Source organism: Paenibacillus sp. PastM-3 (assembly GCF_029893965.1).
Lineage (GTDB): Bacteria > Bacillota > Bacilli > Paenibacillales > Paenibacillaceae > Paenibacillus_AQ.
On record NZ_JARXXP010000049.1, the window covers coordinates 1 to 21,038 of the forward strand.

The 21,038-nt window shown below is 46.1% G+C and carries 18 protein-coding genes and 1 pseudogene; 4 read left to right on the forward strand and 15 right to left on the reverse strand.

The window, feature by feature from the left end; all coding sequences use genetic code 11:
- Nucleotides 1–224: 224 nt before the first annotated feature.
- The 8 genes from M2108_RS30295 to M2108_RS30330 form a co-directional block, all read right to left on the reverse strand.
- Nucleotides 225–1,100 (reverse strand): FAD synthetase family protein, encoded by an 876-nt coding sequence (locus M2108_RS30295; RefSeq protein ID WP_277473192.1) that lies wholly within the window; start codon nucleotides 1,098–1,100, stop codon nucleotides 225–227.
- Nucleotides 1,097–1,594 carry a flavin reductase family protein gene (locus M2108_RS30300; RefSeq protein ID WP_277473191.1) on the reverse strand — a complete coding sequence of 166 codons (498 nt, stop codon included), beginning with the start codon at nucleotides 1,592–1,594 and terminating at the stop codon, nucleotides 1,097–1,099. Before M2108_RS30300 ends, M2108_RS30295 begins: the two co-directional genes overlap by 4 nt.
- 36 nt (nucleotides 1,595–1,630) lie before the next feature.
- On the reverse strand, nucleotides 1,631–2,812 hold the full coding sequence (locus tag M2108_RS30305; protein ID WP_277473190.1) for a M20 family metallopeptidase: 1,182 nt from the start codon (nucleotides 2,810–2,812) through the stop codon (nucleotides 1,631–1,633).
- A 25-nt stretch (nucleotides 2,813–2,837) separates the two neighbouring features.
- Nucleotides 2,838–4,358 (reverse strand): 4-hydroxyphenylacetate 3-hydroxylase N-terminal domain-containing protein, encoded by a 1,521-nt coding sequence (locus tag M2108_RS30310; protein WP_277473189.1) that lies wholly within the window; start codon nucleotides 4,356–4,358, stop codon nucleotides 2,838–2,840.
- 14 nt (nucleotides 4,359–4,372) lie between these two features.
- Entirely contained in the window at nucleotides 4,373–5,281 is a 909-nt protein-coding gene (locus M2108_RS30315; RefSeq protein ID WP_277473188.1) for a polysaccharide deacetylase family protein, read from the reverse strand.
- A 45-nt stretch (nucleotides 5,282–5,326) separates the two neighbouring features.
- Complete coding sequence (locus M2108_RS30320) at nucleotides 5,327–5,749, reverse strand: RidA family protein (RefSeq protein WP_277473187.1); 423 nt, start codon at nucleotides 5,747–5,749, stop codon at nucleotides 5,327–5,329.
- 53 nt (nucleotides 5,750–5,802) lie between these two features.
- Nucleotides 5,803–7,254: a purine-cytosine permease family protein gene (locus M2108_RS30325; RefSeq protein ID WP_277473186.1), complete on the reverse strand. Its 1,452-nt coding sequence runs from the start codon at nucleotides 7,252–7,254 to the stop codon at nucleotides 5,803–5,805.
- A 199-nt stretch (nucleotides 7,255–7,453) separates the two neighbouring features.
- Nucleotides 7,454–8,683 carry a PucR family transcriptional regulator gene (locus tag M2108_RS30330; RefSeq protein WP_277473185.1) on the reverse strand — a complete coding sequence of 410 codons (1,230 nt, stop codon included), beginning with the start codon at nucleotides 8,681–8,683 and terminating at the stop codon, nucleotides 7,454–7,456.
- Between the two features lie 386 nt (nucleotides 8,684–9,069).
- Between M2108_RS30330 and M2108_RS30335 the strand changes: the two genes are divergently transcribed.
- The 3 genes from M2108_RS30335 to M2108_RS30345 are packed head-to-tail and all read left to right on the forward strand — an operon-like array spanning nucleotide 9,070 to nucleotide 12,736.
- Nucleotides 9,070–10,524 carry a spore germination protein gene (locus M2108_RS30335; protein ID WP_277473184.1) on the forward strand — a complete coding sequence of 485 codons (1,455 nt, stop codon included), beginning with the start codon at nucleotides 9,070–9,072 and terminating at the stop codon, nucleotides 10,522–10,524.
- Nucleotides 10,521–11,636, forward strand: coding sequence for a GerAB/ArcD/ProY family transporter (locus M2108_RS30340; protein ID WP_277473183.1), 1,116 nt, complete (start codon nucleotides 10,521–10,523; stop codon nucleotides 11,634–11,636). The genes M2108_RS30335 and M2108_RS30340 overlap by 4 nt, the downstream gene beginning before the upstream one ends.
- Nucleotides 11,637–11,638: 2 nt before the next feature.
- Nucleotides 11,639–12,736: a Ger(x)C family spore germination protein gene (locus M2108_RS30345; RefSeq protein ID WP_277473182.1), complete on the forward strand. Its 1,098-nt coding sequence runs from the start codon at nucleotides 11,639–11,641 to the stop codon at nucleotides 12,734–12,736.
- Between the two features lie 97 nt (nucleotides 12,737–12,833).
- On the opposite strand, the gene M2108_RS31740 is transcribed toward M2108_RS30345, so the two are convergent.
- The 7 genes and pseudogenes from M2108_RS31740 to M2108_RS30370 form a co-directional block, all read right to left on the reverse strand.
- Nucleotides 12,834–13,112, reverse strand: coding sequence for a diguanylate cyclase domain-containing protein (locus M2108_RS31740; protein WP_277506466.1), 279 nt, complete (start codon nucleotides 13,110–13,112; stop codon nucleotides 12,834–12,836).
- 38 nt (nucleotides 13,113–13,150) lie between these two features.
- Nucleotides 13,151–13,255 (reverse strand): annotated as a pseudogene (locus M2108_RS31745) (hypothetical protein); the annotation flags it as partial.
- A gap of 21 nt (nucleotides 13,256–13,276) precedes the next feature.
- Nucleotides 13,277–14,143 carry an HD-GYP domain-containing protein gene (locus tag M2108_RS30350; protein ID WP_280777322.1) on the reverse strand — a complete coding sequence of 289 codons (867 nt, stop codon included), beginning with the start codon at nucleotides 14,141–14,143 and terminating at the stop codon, nucleotides 13,277–13,279.
- Between the two features lie 28 nt (nucleotides 14,144–14,171).
- Nucleotides 14,172–16,058 (reverse strand): FapA family protein, encoded by a 1,887-nt coding sequence (locus tag M2108_RS30355; RefSeq protein ID WP_277473180.1) that lies wholly within the window; start codon nucleotides 16,056–16,058, stop codon nucleotides 14,172–14,174.
- A 277-nt stretch (nucleotides 16,059–16,335) separates the two neighbouring features.
- Entirely contained in the window at nucleotides 16,336–18,432 is a 2,097-nt protein-coding gene (locus M2108_RS30360; RefSeq protein ID WP_277473179.1) for a response regulator transcription factor, read from the reverse strand.
- Nucleotides 18,433–18,440: 8 nt separating this feature from the next.
- Nucleotides 18,441–18,677, reverse strand: coding sequence for a hypothetical protein (locus M2108_RS30365; protein WP_277473178.1), 237 nt, complete (start codon nucleotides 18,675–18,677; stop codon nucleotides 18,441–18,443).
- Between the two features lie 11 nt (nucleotides 18,678–18,688).
- On the reverse strand, nucleotides 18,689–20,113 hold the full coding sequence (locus M2108_RS30370) for an RAD55 family ATPase (RefSeq protein WP_277473177.1): 1,425 nt from the start codon (nucleotides 20,111–20,113) through the stop codon (nucleotides 18,689–18,691).
- 475 nt (nucleotides 20,114–20,588) lie between these two features.
- On the opposite strand from M2108_RS30370, the gene M2108_RS30375 reads away from it, so the two are divergent.
- Nucleotides 20,589–20,882, forward strand: coding sequence for a putative quinol monooxygenase (locus M2108_RS30375; RefSeq protein WP_277473176.1), 294 nt, complete (start codon nucleotides 20,589–20,591; stop codon nucleotides 20,880–20,882).
- Nucleotides 20,883–21,038: the final 156 nt, after the last annotated feature.

Sequence of the window (21,038 nt, forward strand, 5' to 3'; positions counted from 1 at the left end):
CGGTGGACACCCTTGCCCTTGGCTATCGGTAGGCGCTTGCCAGCCCCCGTTCGGGACTTTCACCCTAGAGATGACGCCCATGCTGGGCGTACCACTAAAAAGCCAACCAATACATGGCTGGCTTTTTCGTTATTGTATGCCAATTTAACTGTCAATACGCTTACCATTTGTGTTCTTTGCACTTCAAAAGAGAACCCGTGAATATTCACAGAACAAGACATTGTTTATTCAGATTTCACTCCGCCCACTTCTATCCGCCGCTCACCTGCCGCAACCTCCAAAAAATCGATCATGATACAGGCTCCATACAGCGAACGATCCACAGCCGGCATATAAAGCTTCAATTCGCCGGTTGCACAGCCAACCTCGACCCGGGCTCTTTGCCTTTGCCCTCTCCAGCGAATCTCCGCTTGGTAAACACCCGGCGCCGGCATCAGACAACCGGTGACGGCCTGTGCCTCTATAGTCATCTCTGCGAAACGGTGGTTGCGAGCATTGATGGCCGGCCCCGCAACAGCTTCTATTCTGTAATGCCCGCCCATCAACCTGTGAACCTCTTCCATTCTTCCGCCTGCTATACAATTCCGGATGCGGGTCGAGCTGATTTTGTCACCGTCCAACGTTACGGGAAGCACGACATGGAAACCAAATCCGCCTGTTTGCAGGCTCAGGTTCCGAAGTGTATCCGTATTCCCGCTGCCTTTGCAGCCGAAACGGAAATCATACCCGACTACCAGCTCACGAATATGATTAGCAAGGATATAACGGTTCACGAATTCATCCGGCGTGAGTTTTGCCATATGCCGGTCAAACCGGAGCAAGTATAACAGATCGACTCCCAGCTCCTCAATACGCTCAAGCTTTCGCTGCAAGGACATAATGCTGTATGCAGCTCCATTGTCCCCCTGCAGAATTTGCCTCGGATGGGGGTGAAAGGTCATAACACCAGACTTTAGCCCGCTCTTCTCGGCCAGACTCTTCGCCCTTCTGATCACATGCTGGTGACCTATATGCACACCGTCGAAATTCCCCACGGCAACGCTGGAGAACAAGGTATCGGCAACATCGTTATCGGGGTAGCCAAGTTCGACAATCTTCATCGGAAACCCGTGAAGGTTCCGAACTGACGATTGAAATACAGCAGCGGCATCTCGGAATTCTCGTTCCCGTCATCCATAGTGACCTCCTCAGCGCGTCCTACAAACAGTGTGTGGTCCCCTGTCTCAAACCGCTCTTCCACTGAACAGTGGACATGAGCAAGCGCGCCCTTAATCAAATAAGTACTCCCGTCTGCATGAGGGGATACATACATTTCAAAAAATTTGGGTACGCCCGGCTTCGCCCCCGCGTTGGCGGTATCCCTTTGAGCGAAATTCAGCAAACTGACGCCGAATTTGCCCTGTTGACCGATCGCTTCGGCAGCAGCGGTCTTGGTCAGCAGGCTGACCATCAACAGCGGCTCCTGCGATGATATCCGGCAGCAGGCGCTTACAGTCAGTCCCCATGGACGGCCTTCGATTTCCGTTGTCACTATAGTCAAACCCGCAGTCAACAGGTCCATGGACCGGTTGAACCGCTCGATAATCTTCTCCATGGCTTAACCTCCCGGCATAAATAGCGGCAACCCGTTTTATTCTCCCAAATAGTCGAGGGCGATACGGATGTAACCTTCGATAGATTTCAGGTAAGCCGATACCGGCACGTACTCATCGGGTTGGTGAGCCATCCGGACCAATCCCGGACCGTAAAGGATGACAGGCGATCCCAGAGCCGGCTGATAAATGGAGGCATCCGTATAATAAGCGACACCCTCAGGCTGCACTTCGCCGTCCCTTGCGCCAAGCACACGGACTGCCGCTTGCACCAGCGGATCATCGGCAGTGGTCGATACCGGCTCCCTCTCATTAAATACATCCAGTTCTACTTCAAAATCAAGATTGTCTATAACCGCTTCCAGCGAGCAAAGAATTTCTTTATGCGTCACGGCAGGAATAGTGCGAATATCGATAATAATCTCACACCGGTCGGGCACGACATTTGTAGCAACACCGCCGCTTATCCGGTTAATACTGAAGGTGCAGCTGCCCAGAAGAGGATCAACCTCCTCCGGCAGCTTAAGCTGCTCCAGAGCCGTAATCAACGAGTTCATACGTAAAATCGCGTTAATTCCCTTCTCCGGTGCGGAGCCGTGGGCGGTCTGCCCGGAGGTTGCCGCTTTCAGCCAAATGGCGCCTTTATGGGCTGTGAACAGCCTCCCGTCTGTTGGCTCTCCAATAACAAAAGCGGGAGGCCTACCTGCGGAGCTTGGCTGCAGCCGGCCTGATGCAACGAAGGCTCGCGCACCCAGACAGTCAACCTCTTCCCCTGCGGAAGCAGCAAGCAGCAGCTTGCCGCGCAGCGGCACGCCCGACCGATGCAATAGAACCATGGCCATCACCATCGCAGCCAGCCCCGATTTCATGTCCGAAGCGCCGCGTCCGTATAACCTGTCCTCCTCAATATCACCGGACCAAGGACCGTACGTCCACCCCGTTTCGCCAACGGGAACTGTATCGGTATGTCCGCTGAATACCAGCGTTTCACCGGGGCTGTCCTTCTCGCCTAAGCTGAGTAAAATATTGGCGCGGCCTTGCTCCAACTCGTCGACAACGGCTTCTATCCCTTCGCGGCGGGCGATATCCTCAATGGCTTCCGCCAATGGCCTTTCGTTACCCGGAAGATTAACTGTATTAATACGGATAAATTGTTGCAGAACCTGTACAGCCTCATCCGGGTCAAAGTGCTCCATAACGCGTTGTTCCCAATATCCCATATCCCTGCCCACCTGTTAGATTGAATTATTTCAAATCCGATTTATACAGTCTTGTAATGTGGCGTTCGATTTTTGGCAGATGGAGATATTCACGAATAAAGTTCACTTGTTCAGAACGGTCGTAGGAACGGTAAAGTTCTGAGCGAACGACCGGCGCGTTGGTAGAGTTTGTATTTTCGAATAATGCGACCCGGGTGGAATGGCTGCTGCAGGCAAGATCCCACAGGAAATTGAAGAACAGGTTTTTCTCCCGCCCTGTTACTCCCGCTCCTGGCAAATAGGATTCCAGGATCGGACCGATCTCCGGGTGGTCCATCGTTTTGCCGGTGAAACGGCTGATCAAGCCCTGCCCGCTGAGGTCGCGGAGAATATGCATGACGCGGGGATACAGTTCGATTGATTGCAGCCTGCCCGCGGTAACAAATTCGGTCGACGGCACCAGAACATCATTCCATAATACAGCTTCTTCTTCGGATGCGAGAATATGCGCTTTAAGCGATGCGGAATAAGAAACAACCTCGGATACGGCATCCCGCACACCCTGAAAGGAATCGGTACCGAGAATATCGACAATCGACTGGGCAGCACCCATGAATATTTCGGAACGGTACATCAGCCGCGATAGAATATGCCAGTGGCAAAGTGCGCATGACTCCCGGTACAGACCGAGCAATGTTGTGTTGCGAAGACTGAAAATATATTCCCTTGGAATAAACACCTTGTCAAATATCATCATATTGTCCAGTTCCTCACCGCGCGAGTCGATGGGATGGTCCTCAAAGCTGGAATCGGGAGAGGTAACCGGTTCCCGGAGCACTAGCGTTACTCCCGGCGAATTGATCGGGACCGCGCACCAGAGCGCGGCATCAGGGTCCAGATTCGGGGAAGTTGCCGTCGAGACAGTTGCAAAATGCCCTTGCACGCCTACGGAACCGCACGGCTTCGCTCCGCTGACAATAATACCGTCGGACCGCTCCTCCACCACGCGGAGGACGCCTTTTTTCTCAATCGAGGGCAGGTTTTTGTCGGTCTGCACGTCAGGAATAAGATCCGCGCTCATTACGTTATGCTTTTGGCTGAAATCGATAAACCGGCGAACGTTTTCCGCATACTCGGGGTTTTCCTTTTCGATTTTGTCGATGATGGACAAAAAGCCCATGGCCATCATCGAGCCATAATCGTTCGGGCGCCCAAATACACCGAGTGTACTGTAAGTACTCAAGCGGAGCATCTCCCGCCGGCGCTTCAAGTCCTCCTTCGTTTTAGGGACGAGCCAGCCCGTGCTGTATCGTTTGCCATCCTCCGGGTTAATAAACGTTGTAATGTCACGGGTTGCGGGATCGAACTGGGCATCATAAATTTTGGCCAAATTCTCAACGCCGCGTCTGGTGGCAGGATGAGTTACCACGTCTTCGATTACATTCCCGTTAGAATCGATAACTCTGCGGCCATCCCTCAGGCTTTCCTTGTACTGCTCTCCGGTCATAAGATGCGGCTCCGGTCCTTTGCTTAACACTTCTATAAGCTTGCTTTTTGTGGCGATCATGCATTAGCCCCCTTTTAATGTTGGTTTAGATTAAACGGCAGTTCAGGAATCCGGCCTTCGTAATATGGGAGCTGGTCCACACGGGGCGTATAGCTCCCATCGTTTATGCATTTACGCACATGCATCGCGATTTCTTCGAGGGTTGCGAACCAGACGTCTCCTTTATCCTTCATATAATCGATCATTTCATCAATCTTTGAACACCTGGCCAGCCTGCCCGATACGAACGGATGCCACACCGAGATCCACATGCCCCCGTATTTCCACGCTGCATCGAACTCGGAGAGAAATACTTCCATGGCGCGGTTCGGCGAGTTGATGGGCATGACGTATCCCAGTTCACCGTTGTGCGTATATTGGGGCCAGTCATCGAGCGCCCAATGCGTCGGCAATTCGATAATTTCACCCGATTTCCCTTTCAACACATAAGGAATATCGTCGCCCATCAGGGAAGAATCGTACAGAAACCCTTCCTGTGCCAGAAAATCAGCCGAATGCTTCGAAAAATTGTACATCGGTGCTCTCCAGCCCCGTGGACGCTGTCCCGTAAACTTCTCAATGATCTCAATGCCGCGGTGCAGAAATCCCAGCTCCTCCTCGGCCGACAATTCGTTGGGATGCTCGTGGAGATAGCCGTGATGGGCGATTTCGTGGCCGTCATTAAGGATAAGCTCAACCGTTTTCGGATACCGTTCAATACACCAGGCCGGTATAAAAAAGGTCTGTTTAAGCTCATGCCTTTTGTACATCGCTAAAATGCGCGGCACGGCGACTTCATCGTACTTGAGCCAGGACATCGTTGATATTCTCGTGTCAGCCGTATCCGGGTGTGCCAGATGAAGGATGCTGTCCGTATCCATATCAAAGGTGATCGCCACTGCACATTTCGCGCCGTTCGGCCAGGGAACAGGGTTAGTAATCAATAGAAATTCCTCCTGTACAAAGTGATAGTAGTATATAGAGCGCCGTTATTCACTATCGCCGACGACAGCAATCGCTTCAACCTCAATGAGAAGATCCTTGAATGCGAATCCCGAAATTCGGATCGCCGTGCCGACCGGTCCGGGCTCTTTGATATATTCCATACGAACTTTGGTCATTTTCTCCCAGAAATCAGTTGCCTCGCTCTCATCTCCCTCAAATACATAATAGGTGTTCAGCTTCACTATATCCTTCATATCGGCTCCGACCTCATTCAGCACTTTGCGGATGTTTTCGAAGCAATTGCGCGTCTGTACTTCGATGTCTCCCACGCCAATCGTATTACTGTTCTCATCCGCCGAGATCTGACCTCCTACAAAAATCAGGTTTCCTACTTTCCAGCCTTGTGAAAAGGGTACCGGCATACTCCAGTTCCAGTGGTTTTCAGGCATAATTCTTACTTTTTCCACGGTATCACCTCTTATTAGAATTAGTATTAGTATCAATCAACTTTAAATGAGCCTCAGGCGCTTTCGGCCACGCCTCCGTCCAATACACTGCCGGGCCTGTCCATAAATTTGCGGATCAGCAGGTAATAGACCAGCGCCGCGATGATAGCAGATGAGACAAAGCTTATATCCATACCGCCCACAAACTGCACCAAAGGCCCCGTAAAAACAGTTGTGCTTGTAAACATCAGACCGATAATAACCGCAACCGTCCAGGACAGCATGGCGGATAGGTTGTAGCCGCTTTTATACCAGTACATGCCCCCGTCCTTTAGGTGCAACTGCTGTGGGTTATAAAGACCTCTTAGATAGAAATAGCCTACAAGATTAATAGTCAGCCACGGTGAAATGGCAACGAGAATGATCGTGACAAAAGCGTTGATCAGCGAGGTAGCGTCGTATACAAAGACAATTAGCATCACAACAGCAAATCCCAGAATACTCATGGCAACCGTCGGAATCACACGATTTGCGCCAAGCCCGAGAGACTCCAGTCCGAGCCCGGCCCCGTACAATGCAAAACTGCCCTGTGTCAAACTACCAATAACGCCAACCAGAACCAGAGGCACCACAAACCAACCGGGTACCAATTCGATCATCCCTTGTACGAGCGGGACATTGAGATCTGCGAACATCGTTGTCACATAAGCGGCAACAATCATTCCGATCCAGCATCCCGTAAACATTCCCGCGCCGGTTCCGAACATCAGGGAGCGGGCGCTCGTCCGGCTCGGGATATAACGGGAGTAATCATTGATGAATGTCGCGCAGGAAACGGGGATCGACAGCGCCAGGCTCGCCGAGAGCAGCCAGGTCTGCCAATATCCTCCCAGCAGATAGGCTCCTCCCTCATATCCCGGATCGAACTCAGGCATGAGTACGAAGATGGTGGCGACCAGAATCGCGCCAATCAGCCATGCACCGATCTTTTCAATAACCACGATAATGGAGTGGCCATACGTGGCTACGATACTGGTAGTCACGCTTATCAGAATCGCCCCGACAGCCAGGATGCTGTTACTCTCGGGCCAGCCAAGCAGCTTATGGGCACTGTAGATAAGAGACTGTGCACCGGTCCAAACCGTAAGTGCATAAAAGCCAAGCGATACAAATACGGTCAACACCGCGCCTACCGCCCTTCCCTTTAAGCCAAAATGCGCTCCGCTGCTTACCGGCCCGTTTGTCCCCGTCTTCTGCCCCAGCAGCGCCATTGGTGCTATTAACAGAGACCCCAGCAGTAAGCCTGCGGTAATGGCCCAGAACGAATCCCACCAGCCTAAGCCGAAAACGACCGGCAGACCGCCAATAATCATGACCGAAAAGCAAAGCTGCGCGCCCCCTAGTACAAAGAACACATTCAAAGGTCTTGAATTACGTTCAGTTTCGGGAATAAAATCAATTCCTTTCACTTCCACTTTGCCCTTTTCCACCGAATGATCAGCTGTTATAATCTCCACCACCTTCATGAATTAGCGCTACCCTTTAATGTCAGTTTTATTGACATTGTTCTTTGCCTAAAAGGTTAATAATGTCCCTATCCTCCTTCCAAATGTTTATTACGTTATATTTTCTTCCATTGCTTGATCTGAGTATATAGGGAAAAGAGCGGGATGGCTTTGTCTGAGAACAAGAAAATATGAAGGGTATGTTGTGAAATTAAACATATCAGCTTTCGGCAAGCTTTAAGGCTCGAAGCTCCAGATAGAGGGTAACCTTCTGGTCCATGTCCGTCAGATCAATTCTGCCGATGTCGGAAATTCGTTTCAGCCGGTAATTCAGTGTATTGACATGAATATGAAGAATCTCGGCAGCGACCTTCACATTGCAATCGTATCCTAGAAATACTTCGAGCGTGTCAACGAGGTTGCCGTTATGCTCCCGGTCATATTCCACCAGATGCTGGAGATTGGCGTTATTAAAGCTTTCCGTGCTTACTTCTTTCTTGATCATCGGGAGAAACCGGTAGTAACCAAGGTCCGAGTATTGAATAATACGGCTCCTTTTATCGGGGAAGTTATGCTTGATGAGAAGAACAGACTGCGCTTCCTGAAAGCTTTTCTGGGCTTTCTCATACTCCTCGACCAGTGAACCGCAGCCTGCCATAACTTGGGGAAAGGCGGACTCCAGTTTGCCGATCAAGCTTGTGAGCGACTTGGTGTAAGTCTTTTGTATGGTTTGTTGAAAAGAAGGAGAGCAGAGCATAATGAGGCGGTTATGATCGATAACGTGCAGAGGTGTCTGAACGTCTGGGGACGCCTCCAGCATAGACCTGATTTGACGAGCTAACTTGTCCTCCATCTCCTCAGAGGCCTGCACAACAAAAACTTGAAATAAAGGAGGCAGCGAAATGCCGATATCGCGGGCTTTTTGCTTGATTTGGGCCGGGGCTGTGAAATGACCAGTCAGCAGCATCCACAAAAAGTATTTGTATTCCTCTTCCTTTTTCTTTCGTTGGTTCTGAAGCTGCATAAGCTTTGTCGACGCGGCCTGGGCCGCTTTGGTTAGCTGGAATAATTCCCGATCGTTCAGCTGCTTTTCATTTTCCATAACCCAAATCGTACCCAGCACATCTTCATTATTACGGATGGCAATCGCGACCCTCTGTCCAATTCCAACTTCGTCATTAGCCGGCATCCTGAGCGGTCCTCGGCTCTCCGTCAATTGGCGGATCACCCCGTCAAGCCATAAACTGCTTACGATCTTTTCCGGAACACGCTTGCTGATGATACTGGCGATCCGGACAGGGTCCAATTGGATATTATGGGAACTGTACGCCAGCAGCCGGTGATTGTTATCCTCAATCGTAGCCGGGCAGCCAAGCACGTCGTTGATCGCGTCGGCCAATGTTTCCAAACTGTCAAATTCCTTGCCGAACGGGTCATATTCCATCCGCATCTCATTCACCTCTGATTCATCATTTTGGGGAATAAAAAAGGAACAGGGCTAAGGCCTAAAAGCGCCTTCCCGGTCCCGGCTAACCAATTTTCAAATTGCTCTGTACAAGCTGTATCCCTTTTCCAGTTGATCTCTAATATAAACATCCATTTATAAGGGTATACGGCTTTTCTCACCTAGTATAAAATCAATGTACTGTTTATGTCAACTAACATGACATATTGACTAGCGATATCTTAATCCCGGCTCTTATTGTTTTGAAGCAGGATCGAAGTCTGGTACATGGCACCCGGGGTGCTTTGAAATAAAAATTGCCAGTTGTATAATTTTTCGATTACAGAGCAATATAATACCAGAAAATTACTTTAATGATGGAGAAGAAGACTATGGTTAAAAAAGACCCTCAAATGAAAAATCATCAAATGTCCACATGGCTTGATGAATTAAAACAGAGATTAAACCATATGGATGATGCCGAAATTGTTGAGCACAGAATGGGTACCAGTGCCTCAGTCTATCTTGTATACATAAAAACGTTAATCGATCAAGAGCGTTTAAACGAGACGATTATTCAGCCACTTGATCGTTCTGCCGGCAATTCGCTTTCTTCATGCATAACCAATGCCAAAGTTTCGGATGTTATATCGATCGAAGATGCTGAGCAAAAAATAATGCAAGGATTTGTTCTTCTAAACGATTCAGTCAATGATCAGTGGTTAGGCGTCCAACTGGAAAACCCTCTGGGCCGGGCAGTTGAACCTTCCCAAACGGAAACTGTTATATATGGAGCGAAAGACAGCTTCAGTGAACAAATAGACAAGAACATTACAATGTTGCGCAGACGTTTGCCTATAGCGACATTAAAAACGGAAAGCTTTACTATCGGTTCACTGAGTCAAACAAAAGTTGTGTTACTGTACATAGACGGATTAATTAATCCGGAATTTGTTTCCCTTGCAAGAAAGAAAATTAATAGTGTGGATTTCGATCAATTTTTAGACTCCTCTCAGCTTGCAGCTTTTATTGAAGATCATAACCATACGGTCTTTCCGCAGTTTCTACAAACGGATCGGCCGGATGCCTGTGCCTACGCATTAGGTGAGGGAAAGCTGACGCTATTGGTTTCCAATTCACCGTTTGCCTTAATTGCCCCCATTACTTTTTTCCATCTAATCCAATCGCCGGAAGACTACTTCCTTCGTTGGCCGGTAGCCAGTTTTTTACGTTTAATCCGGTACGGAAGTTTTGTTGTTTCTTTGACGATGATTCCTTTTTATGTTGCGTTAACGACATTTCATTACCAAATGGTTCCGCTGCCGATTCTTTTCGTATTATTGGAATCGAGAAGCAAATTGCCCTTTACTCCGTTTGCGGAAGGATTTTTCATGATCATAACGCTGGAAATCATCAAAGAAGCAAGTTTGCGAATGCCGACCAAAACCAGTCAAACGTTAGGGGTTATCGGTGGTATCGTCATTGGACAAGCGGCTGTAGAAGCAGGCTTTGCAAGTAAAGTATTGATCGTTTTGATGGGTATATCCGCTATTGCTTTCTTTTTGGTTCCCAATTATCAAGTAACAAAATCCATGGTGCTGCTGCAAATTCTTCTTCTTATCCTTGCATCGTTTCTTGGGTTGCCGGGAATCGTGATCGGGCTAATCGGGATTCTTGCACATCTCCATGCATTAACGTCATTAGGTCAACCTTATTTAGCGCCGATTGCTCCTTTTTATGGAAAGGATTGGAACGATCTCTTTATCCGCGGCCCTTTAATTTGGATGAAAACTCGTCCGAAATATCTAAAACCACTACGGAAATGGCGACAGGAGATGAAGAAGTGAAGAGTTTATCCTTATATAATCGAACTTCCACCCTTGACGGCATCTATTTCCTTTTCTTAGTGAATCGCATGCAAATGCATTATTTTATTTTAATCATGCCGGTTTATTTGGTTCATTCATACATGGTTTGGGCAATTGTCGTGATGGGGCTGCTGTCTCAGCTTAATTTGATGATGATGTCCAAATGGTTTACTTCCAGTTATGCAGCGAAGGGCTATCAAGGATTTTTACAGCTTTTCGGGAAACGGGCGGTTCAAATTTTCGCAATACTTGGATTTTTGATCATATTGTTAAAAATTTCAATTGTCACACTGGGATACGTTGAAATGCTCCATAGTTTTATTTTTCCATCGATGGATAAAAAGTGGCTGATCCTAATCATTCTTTTGATCAGCTTGTTTGTGGCCTCACATGGAATGGAGAATACATTGCGTTTTGTCGTCATCGCCTTTCTTTGCGGGGCTTGGATCGTAGTCATGTTTATTCCTTTTTTCTTTCAAGCGGATGCAAGTTACCGCGATTTGTATCCTCTCATCCCCACTGAATGGTCAGGTCAATCATGGCAAGGTTTGTTATTTATTTGGTCGGCATTTTCCGGTCCGGTATATTTGGCTTTTATGGTTCCATGGTTAAGCTCCAATAAAAAAATATCGAAATACATGGTCATTGGAAACATGCTGTCGATCATGGAATATTCATTATTGTTCGTTGCTTCGGTATTGTTTTACGGTTCGTCCTACTTACGCAAGATCGATTTTCCGATAGGATATATGGGAAGCTACATTCAAACGGGCGGTTTAGAACGAATCGATTACATCCTTATCTCTTTCCATATGTTTAATTATGTGTTTGATATTTCAATTCTTCTGTTGTGTTTTTATGGAGCCGGAAGAGTGTTTATGAGAAAAATGAAAGAACGCTCCACTCGGATCGGATTATTGTCGAGTTGGTTCGTCATTCTGATAAGCATTATCTTAATGGATCAATGGTTATGGCAAACGGTTCCGGGTCAAAAGATGTTACTGAACATTCAAATCTGGATCGGCGCATTCATTTATTTACTTGTTCCTGCGATCCTTTTCACAGCAGTTAAACGGAAGGAGAGTATGTAGGCATGGTACCATACAAGCACTATGGTTTATTGGCGATTGTAAGCCTTATGTGGATGGCCGGCTGTTCTTCTCCATATGTCGAGAACAATAAGATCGAAGAGATTGCTCCGGTAGTTTTCTGGTCGGTTGACAAGGGGACGGAAGGAAAGTTGAAAATCAGCACGTTAGTACCACCGCTCATCCAAGAAAAAAAACGTCTTCTCTCCAAGGAAGTCGATCTGTTAAAGCAGGGAAGCCAGGAGTTCAATTTAGTTTATTATCGAGAATTAAAGCAGGGGCAGCTGCGAATGTTATTAATCAATGAGGAGCTGGCAAAAAAAGGAGGAATTGAAAAGCTGATCAATACCATACTGGTTGATCCCGATATTTCAATGCGTGTCTATTTGTTGATTGTCAGAGGCGATTTTGATGAATACATAAAAAATCAATTGACGCAGCAAGAAAACCAGGATTATTTTCTTTATCGGATGTTAAAGCATTACGAGGAGCATAATCAAGGTGAAATGAGCATCGTCAATATTCATACATTTATGAAGAAGGTATATTCCCCTTTTAAGGATCCGGTCCTGCCGGTTTTTCATTCGGATAACAACAATTTCAATTACGTAGGAACAGCCTTCTTCCAAAACGATAAAGAAGTAATGGTTATTCAAGACGTGGACGATAATATTTTCCAACTTCTGGATAATAATCATTTCCTAAAAGTCTTGGCCATTCCAAAGTTCTCTATCAGTTTAGGACGTATTCGATCCAATGTTCGCATGAAACTATCGAGTGACTATTCAACCTTGTCTTTACATGTGGGATTGAAAGGAAGAATTGAGGAATACCAGGGAGAATTGAATATTCAAAATGAGGAACAATTGGAACATTTATTTCATGAAATGGAGGTCTACCTTGAGGAACAAACGTCAGATTTATTAAAAAGAATGCAACAGTTGAAAGTGGATCCCTTAGAGGTCGGAACCCATTCGCTTAAGCCGTTTTCTAAAGAAATAACGGATGAGCAATGGATGAAGCATTGGGAAAATATGAGAATTAATGTTAAATACGACATCAAAGTACATCCTTTGATTAATGGAGCGGTTGATGTGAGGTAGCATCAAGAAGATTGTGTAAGCCAGGGAAAGTAATTCTTTGGATTGCCTGAGTGGTATGGGGATTCCTTGGAGTGGAGGAGCCCCCACCCCAACGAACCTAGAGCAGCATTACTCTTCTGGCATGGCGAAACGGGATATCGTAGTGGTTGGAGACATGACGTAGTTTCTTTTGTTTGTAGAGACTGGTATCAGCATGTTTTAATAGTTTACTGGTCGTGTCTCCATGGTCAGGAAATGTAGAATAACCTATACTTGCTCTAACTTTTAACGGCTCCTTCAATCCCTCAAGTCCCGGAATGTCCCAAGTCTGTTCGAGCTGTGCGCTAAAAGTTTCGATATAATGAATGATTTCATCCTTACTCGATAAATTTTGCATTAGAACGGCAAACTATGTTCCAACTCTTCAAGATACCTCTATCTCTCGCTGATATCTCTGGAGACTATTAAAATGCTGCTATCTCTCTCACCTGTAATATCATTGACAGGTGATAAAGAAGCCTCGAGCCAGATCCAATCGCCTGCTTTATTACGTTTCGCTTCTCAAAAAATCCTTTCAACATGAAGGTTCTTAATTTGGCTTAAATCAATCAATTCACCACACACTTCTACTAAAGGATATAAGGGATCATCGGGGTGTATCTCAATAAGAGTACCTTCATGTCCGTTGGACAGCCTAACTTGACTGCCTATTGACATTTCCATAAAAGTTATTTGAATATGTAAAACCGCTTGGGGTTCAAATGTACCATAGATATTTTCTGACAAGCCTTTCAGAACATGATAAAAAGGTAGCGGATCTTTATATGCCCGTTTGGAAATCATCGAATGGAACACATCAGCCACAGCGACTATTTTACTGAAGGGATGAATCTCGTGCTGGGAAAGTCCATAAGGATAGCCGCTTCCATTCTCGCGTTCATGATGCTGAAGCGCCACAACGGCTGCACTACTCGGAATTCCTTTAATGTTCTGAAGCATTTCAAAACCAAACTCAGCATGGAATTTGATTTGCTCATATTCCTCCTTGGACAATTTTCCCGGCTTTTGCAGAATTTCTCGTGGAACTCTAATTTTCCCGATATCATGCAAAACAGCACCAGCTGTTAATTCCTTCATTTGAATATCTCCAAGCCCTTCGGATCTCCCGATTAGCCGCGAAATCAGCGCAACCCCAATACTGTGGCAAGCAGTGTATTCATCATGCCTCCCCAAACTTAATAAGTAGTGGCCCAATAGTGGAATCCTTATTAATAGCAGTTTGATGGATTCCAGCTCTTGATCAATCACATCCAGGATTACCTGACCCGTTGTCCGACTCATCGACGCCTTTATTTCATCTACAACCTTATCAAAGGTTTCAACTAAAGCAAAAAGCCCTGCGTGCTCCTTCAAGTGTTTCATTACCATTTCACTACCACACTTTCAACTTACCGTGTTAATTCATAACGGATAATGGTTTGGGTTTCAAATTGCTTAAATTAAACTGCATATTCTCCATATATTCGAAGATATCCCTGCAGTATTGACCTACACATACCCTCCCGGAGAACATTTGCTTAACATAGATAACTTTTTCGGCCTTGATCGTGCAAGCGGCTCCGGTTTCGCCACCGACAACTTTGGCAATAATGCTTTCTCTCGCTTCCAGCAGGGAGCCGCGGCATACCCCTTTCTCATGTTTGAAAACAATGCTCCCCGTCGAGAACAGTTGGCTGGACAAAACGCCTTCCCGAAAGATCAGGATATCCCCGTTCGATTTGATTTCGCTGTTCTGGCATTGGCCAATTCGGGTCGAGCCTTGCTCTTCCTGCATACCGGCTATTTCCTGGTAAGTCGTATGCAACAAGGCAGAATAGCTGTTGATAAAGCTATAGCTTCCAAGTTCAAGAATTTTGTTCGGAGCTAATAGGGTTTCCGACATCATTTTTAATTTTTGAATATCATCCTTCTGTATCTGTTGGATGTTGGATATTACGAATAACAGGTCGTTGATATGACGTATTATATCGGTAAACTTGCTTTCAATCAGCAGTAACAAAATCTGACCGTAACGTACCGATTGTTGCCTCGATTCAAGGGCCTGGTTCAACATTTTTGCCGCAGTAAGGAGTTTCTCCATTCTTTCGCATAAAGTTTTCGTGGTGTTATACAGGCGGTTAAACATTACCCCGAAATAACCCGAATACAATTTACTGCCGATTACATTGCCGCTTACCTGAATACTGCCTGTTGCCGTTATCGTCGCATTGAAAACACTTCCTGAAATATACACGTTACCGAGAGACTCAATGATCATGTTGTCTAATACATCGCCGTTCACCACAACGTCGCCGGAAAACACGATATTTCCAGTTTTGATATCCACATTTCCGGAGACGATATAGGAAGTCGATATGTCAAAGGTTTTAATTTTAAGTCCGGTGACTCTGGGTCTACCTTCCCTGAGAGCAATGATTTCACCATCTGTAGTCAGCTCTACTGAAGAGGTTGTCATAATAATGATATCATTCGGCGGCTCGGGTACTAATTGGTTCCCGAACACATCATAACCAGCGATGCCATCAACTAAAGACGTTTTCCGAGCAATAACATCACCTTTCCTTACGGACGGAATATGTAAATGATTGCGGAAATTAACGACGCCACGGACTTCGGAAAACTGACTTTCGATTTGCTCGGAGAAATAGATTTCCAATCTTGCATCGATTCCCGGTGTCGGTGCTTTTCCTCTAGCTACCAAAACAGGCTTGTAGCTTGGAAGCATCAATTCCAACTGAACGATTGTAAGATCCAGATTCGATCTGATAGTCTGTCGTTCAAGTGCGGCAACGACATCATTCAGGTGTACGGTTTTCAGCAAGATATCAGGGTCCTCTTTAACCGAAACAACCGTATCTGGACCATTGAAAGAATGGTTTAGCACCCAAGCATACTGCTCTTTGGAATACAACCGGAAGTAAGCCTGCAATTTATCATTCGAAACCGTAATCTCAAACAACGGAATGTCCTCGACTTCCCAGTGAATTCGATCTGCGGAGGTCACTGTAATCTCCGAATCCACCCACATTTCGTTCACTTTCAGCTTCAATGGTTTTTTCGGCTTAAGGATGGCGTGATTTCCGCCATTCTCAGGATCTCTGACAACAATTTTTTGATCGATGATTTCGATCCACCCATCCTGCGCATCTCCTGTTACCGAAGCGTTGTCTTCCACATCCCTACGGGTTCCCTTAGGCAGCTGATTCGAAAACATTGACACATCGTCCAAGTTCAACTTTTCGATCAGATCATTAATTTCCCTTTCGTTTAAAGAGTCCGGCATTCTACTCACTCCTCTAACATAAAGCTAATTCATTCCGGCCTATGGCCTATCGTTTCTTTCCCTTTAGAGTAGATCAAGATATGAGGAACTGAATAACGGTAGGCTATTTGTTCCCCGTACTTCAAACGCGTGATGATATCCTTAGAGCAATTATCGATGTTTCGTCATTTTTCTACATGACCTGACACTCCTAATCTGTTAATTCCCTAACATTAGGAGTGAGCTCCCAACAAAAAAAACCTTCTCGTAAACGAGAAAGGTTTTGATAAAAGTTCTCCTAGATTTGGTAGATTACTTTCGTCATAAGTTGAATCCGGTCGGACACGCCCGTTTTATTGAATATGCTAGTGATATGGTTTTTCACCGTATTTTCGCTAATAAATAAGGCTTCGGCAATATCTTTGTTATTCCTCCCCTTGGTGATCTCCAGAAGAACTTCCCTCTCACGAGGAGATAGACCGGGTAACCGGGCCACTTGATCCCCAAGACCCTGACCTTGTCTCATCTGAATTTCTCCACTCTTCTTTTCCCAGTAATCAATAAAAAGTCGGAACTCCTCAAGCAACTTAGGCAAGATCAGCGGATGCGTAGTTATCCTTTTATACATCACGTATTCGCTGACCAGAAATAAGAGCTGTGCCGAATCGGAGTAGGGGGCATTTCCTGCCTCACTGATTTTCATCTCACGGCAGCTTGCAATAACTTCAATTATCCCCTCAGGGATCGCGGATTTTCTCAATGGCTCTGACTCGTAAAAAAACAATAGGCCGGCATCCGAAACCGTCTGGACGGCTTCCTCGCTCCAATCGAGTGTTTGTCCGAATGCGTTCACGAGGTCTTTGATCGCCAGCGTTTGTTCATACTTTCCCGTGTCCCACTGCCCCATCGCTTCATGCAGCAAGTTGACGGGTCTTATCTCAGGGGTCTTCTGCACCATCGAGTGCTTCAGAGCAGTGCTTCCCATCAAAGCGAGCGTATCAAGAACATATTGGTACTCCTCCGGTGAATATCCAACCTGCTGCTCGAACACGACACAGAGTACGCCCACAACCTCTTCCTGAACAGTTACAGCGCTCTCCAGATATATTCCCTTTTCCTCGTAAGGCTTAGGAGGCAACTCATGTCCCCTCAGAACGTCCCCATGACGCCAATATTTCGCCGCCAGAAATTTGCCGTACTGATCAGCCATATCTTTGGATAAACCTCTGGTTACCAATTCGGCGGCGTGAATATTCCCCGGCTTCCGGATCAAGAACAGGGAAGCCCTTGCATCTTGAATCAGATTGAGCGCCATATCCACCAACAAGAACATAATGCGCTTGATGTCCCGTACCGAGGTGAGCACCCGGGATACTTCCATAAACGTCGTTACCAGGCTCTTCTGCGTTTCCAGCTCATCGAGCAAACGATTCTTCGATTCCCAGTGCCCCAGGAAATAGGAGATAATCCGCCCTTTAATGTCCACCATCCGCGGGACTTCCAACGAGGCCAAGCTTCCATAAAATAAAAGCCCCTCCACATCGGAATTTATTATAACAGGATGACAAAAAAGCTCTGTCGGTACGACCCCTTTCAAACCAAAAAACTTCATCCGCGGGTCCCTCGGCAAACATCGCCAGTGGCTAGATTCCCCGGTAATCGCCACCTGTCCTAGATAACCTTCGCCAAGCGAAAACGACGCAGCCGCAAGGGATGATGACCCATGGCCAAAATAATGCGTAACGGTATATTCGTTACTGTGTTGGTTCTCCGCATACCCGACAAAGTCGATAACCGGGTTTTTGGCCAGGAAGGTCATCAGCAGATTTCGAATATCGCCTTTAAATCCATTTAAGAATGACATCATCAATAGCAGTTGACGGGGAATAGCCTCATTCCCTTCCTTCTTGAATTCGAAATTCATGTAAACGAAAAGGGCTTCAGCCAATTCCGCGGTTTTCTCCCTGACGATCCTGCGTTCAAGATGAATAGAAGGTTCCCTGTTTCTTAATAGCTCAAGCCCCAATTCAAGCCCCTTCTCCACATTTACGTTGCTCATCCGCATATGTATTTCCAAAGTTTCTGCATTGAAATTTTCCCAAATCGGGCCAGCCCAAATTAAGTAAGACTTTTCATCAGAATAAACTAACGAAACTACAACAAAAGTCAACCCTGTATCTTCAAGGTCATAAATCAAAGTGTCTCCTTGTTTCCATTCCCTTTGCGGGAAGCGGCTAAAATAACCTTTAGATAGTAACAGATTGTGGTATATCCATTGATCCAGATCGGAAGCATAGACGGGGGTCATCAACAACTGCCCTTCAGTATCTGTAATCGTAATGGTGAATCCGTACGCTCTAACATATGTTTGCTGCAATTCCCGAATCATCGTCATGTTATCCCTCATAGAATCACTTTATGAAGGACATCAGGCTGGTTGTACCGGTAATAGGCTTGTTCTCCATCGCCAACCTTTATTAAAATGGTTAGAACGGATAATTTGTCCAACACCAGTTTCAAATCCTCCTCCGTTCGGCCTAATCGCAATGCCATGCCTTTCCCGTTCTCAATCGTGTACGGATTTTCTTCAAAATACAGCGAACATTCCATTTGCAAATCAAGCAACCTCACAGTACTCATTTCGGTCCTCCTTATACTAAGCGAATAAACGGATATCCCGAAATATTCTCAATCATGCGAGGAGCAGACATATAACCGCCAGGCGATTTGACAATCTGCAAATACTGGTAATTCCCGTCCACCCAAGTACGTATAATGCCATTGCCCACTCTCTCCAAAAAGGAGGCCAGTTCCGGATCCATTTCCGAAAAATTACACAGCGCTAGCACTGTGCTTCCGTTCGTTCTGGAGCGGGCGACTTCATCCGCAAATAGTCTTTTTGTAGATTGCGCCCCCCGGTATGTATAAACCGTGTTAAAGTCGTAAAATACAACCCATTCTTTCCCTTCTCGTGGGTCCTGGTCTGTGGAAACTAGCCATTGCTCCACTCTCCGCTGTCCTTCCATTTCATCCATTCCCCCGAGGCATATGGTTGATTTTTCAAACCCGGCAGGGATTGGACGATTATAATGGTCTATAAAACAAACCTTTCCCTGTCTGACTTCCTCCTCCAGTGAAACTCCATACATCTTGGCATACTGCTGAAGCAAAGTGAGGGGAGTTGTGCTGGATAGTACCATAATGGCCCGGTCGCCCTCTCTAAGCCGTTCAAAATATATTCCATTGATGATGTATTCGTAATTAGCTCGACTGTTGGTATCCAGCAGGAATACGGAACCTTTTGGCAATCCTCCCTGAAGCAAGTCGTCCAGCCCAGGAATCCCCGTTGGCAGGCGGAGCGCTGGTTGCGATAAAGCAGGGTCTTCAACCATCGAATACAGCGGAGAAAGATAGATACCCGCGTCGGTAAAATTAAAATTATGCTCCCCTTCAGTGATTTTAGTGCCTCTCATTTTCAAAACTTCCAAGGTGCGTATACGATGGCTAACCATCAACGGCTTCAGTGAAAGGCGAATAACACCATCCACGACATAATTTTCAAACGCTGTCGTATCGGACTGATCGTAAGTTTGCTCACGTAGGAATAATGATGTGATATGCAACTTACGCAAGATATTTCTGAGGGTGTAAATTTTTTTCCTTAACGTCTCTTCGTTGTCTGAACCATATCGGAACAGGCTGATACTGTCTATGACGACCCGCCGACAGTTGACCTCCTGAACGATTTGCTCGAATAATCCTCCTTGTTTTCCCACCTCTTGCATTAACAATTCCGGAGAGATACTAACGATTCTTAGAAGGTTGCTCGCTTCCTGTTTATGTATATACCAACCATAGGATAAGGCATTCTTATATATTTGGTTCGGCAGTTCTTCAAAGGTAATGTATAAGCCTCCCTCGTTATCTTTTGTAGCGCCTTCATATAGAAATTGCAAACCCAAAGTCGTTTTCCCCGTACCTGGCGCTCCTTCGACAACAATAACCGAACCTTGAGGAAAGCCGCCTGATAATATTTTGTCTAATCCATGAATGCCTGTTGGCACAATACTTTCCAAATCATCACCCTCTTAACTTCTTAAAATGCTCGTAATGTAGGGCTAGTATAGCACAATATATTTCAAATTTTTATTGTTTGTTTTCTTAAAGCGCAAGGGACCTACCAAGAGCCTTCTACATTAACTATAGATTGTGAGTACTTCAAACAGCCAAAGTGTCAGGGCACAACTGACGCAACTGGCGCTTTCCCCACTCCATCTGTATACCTTTAAGTTACGTACTGTGTTAAGTATAATGGTAATAGTTTGAAGAAAAAGGGTAAGCCAATACAGCTGTTTTCCATGAGCCTCAGGTACAATTTGCTTTCATACGGCTGGTATTTGTGTTATAGCGAATGCTGGGAGTAAAATAAGCTTTGGCGGACAGACGACAATCTAAAGAAGCCGATGAGATGATCCGGAGCCCCTGAGCAAAGGACTGCGGCCGCAGTTGAATGCAAGAGATGACGAGATCCCTATAAGGAGGAGATTTTTTGTGGCTATTGTTACGATTGTTGCCTTTCTGAAGGCACGTGAAGGAAAGGAGCAGCAGCTTCGGAAAGAACTGCTGAAAGTCGTGGTGCCTTCACGCGCTGAAGAAGGCTGTTTGGAGTATGTTCTGCATGAGAGCCCCGAACATCCCGAACAATTCGTGTTTTATGAATCCTGGAAGGATGAGATCGCGCTTCAGGAGCATCTCGCCTCCCCCCACTACCAAGCGTATCGACAGGCAACTGAAGCGCTGCTGGATACTCGGGAAGTACATCGTTTGAATAAACTTACTATGTAGCTGTGGCACCAGAATTATGATACGGTTTTCTGTAACGGTCATAACGGCGTACAAATGCAAAGGGGCTGTCCCATAAGTAGATATTCTACTGGTAGTGACAGGCTCATTCTCTTCTCAAAAGTCTAAAATTTAAACAGAGCAGCGATTCTCCTGTTA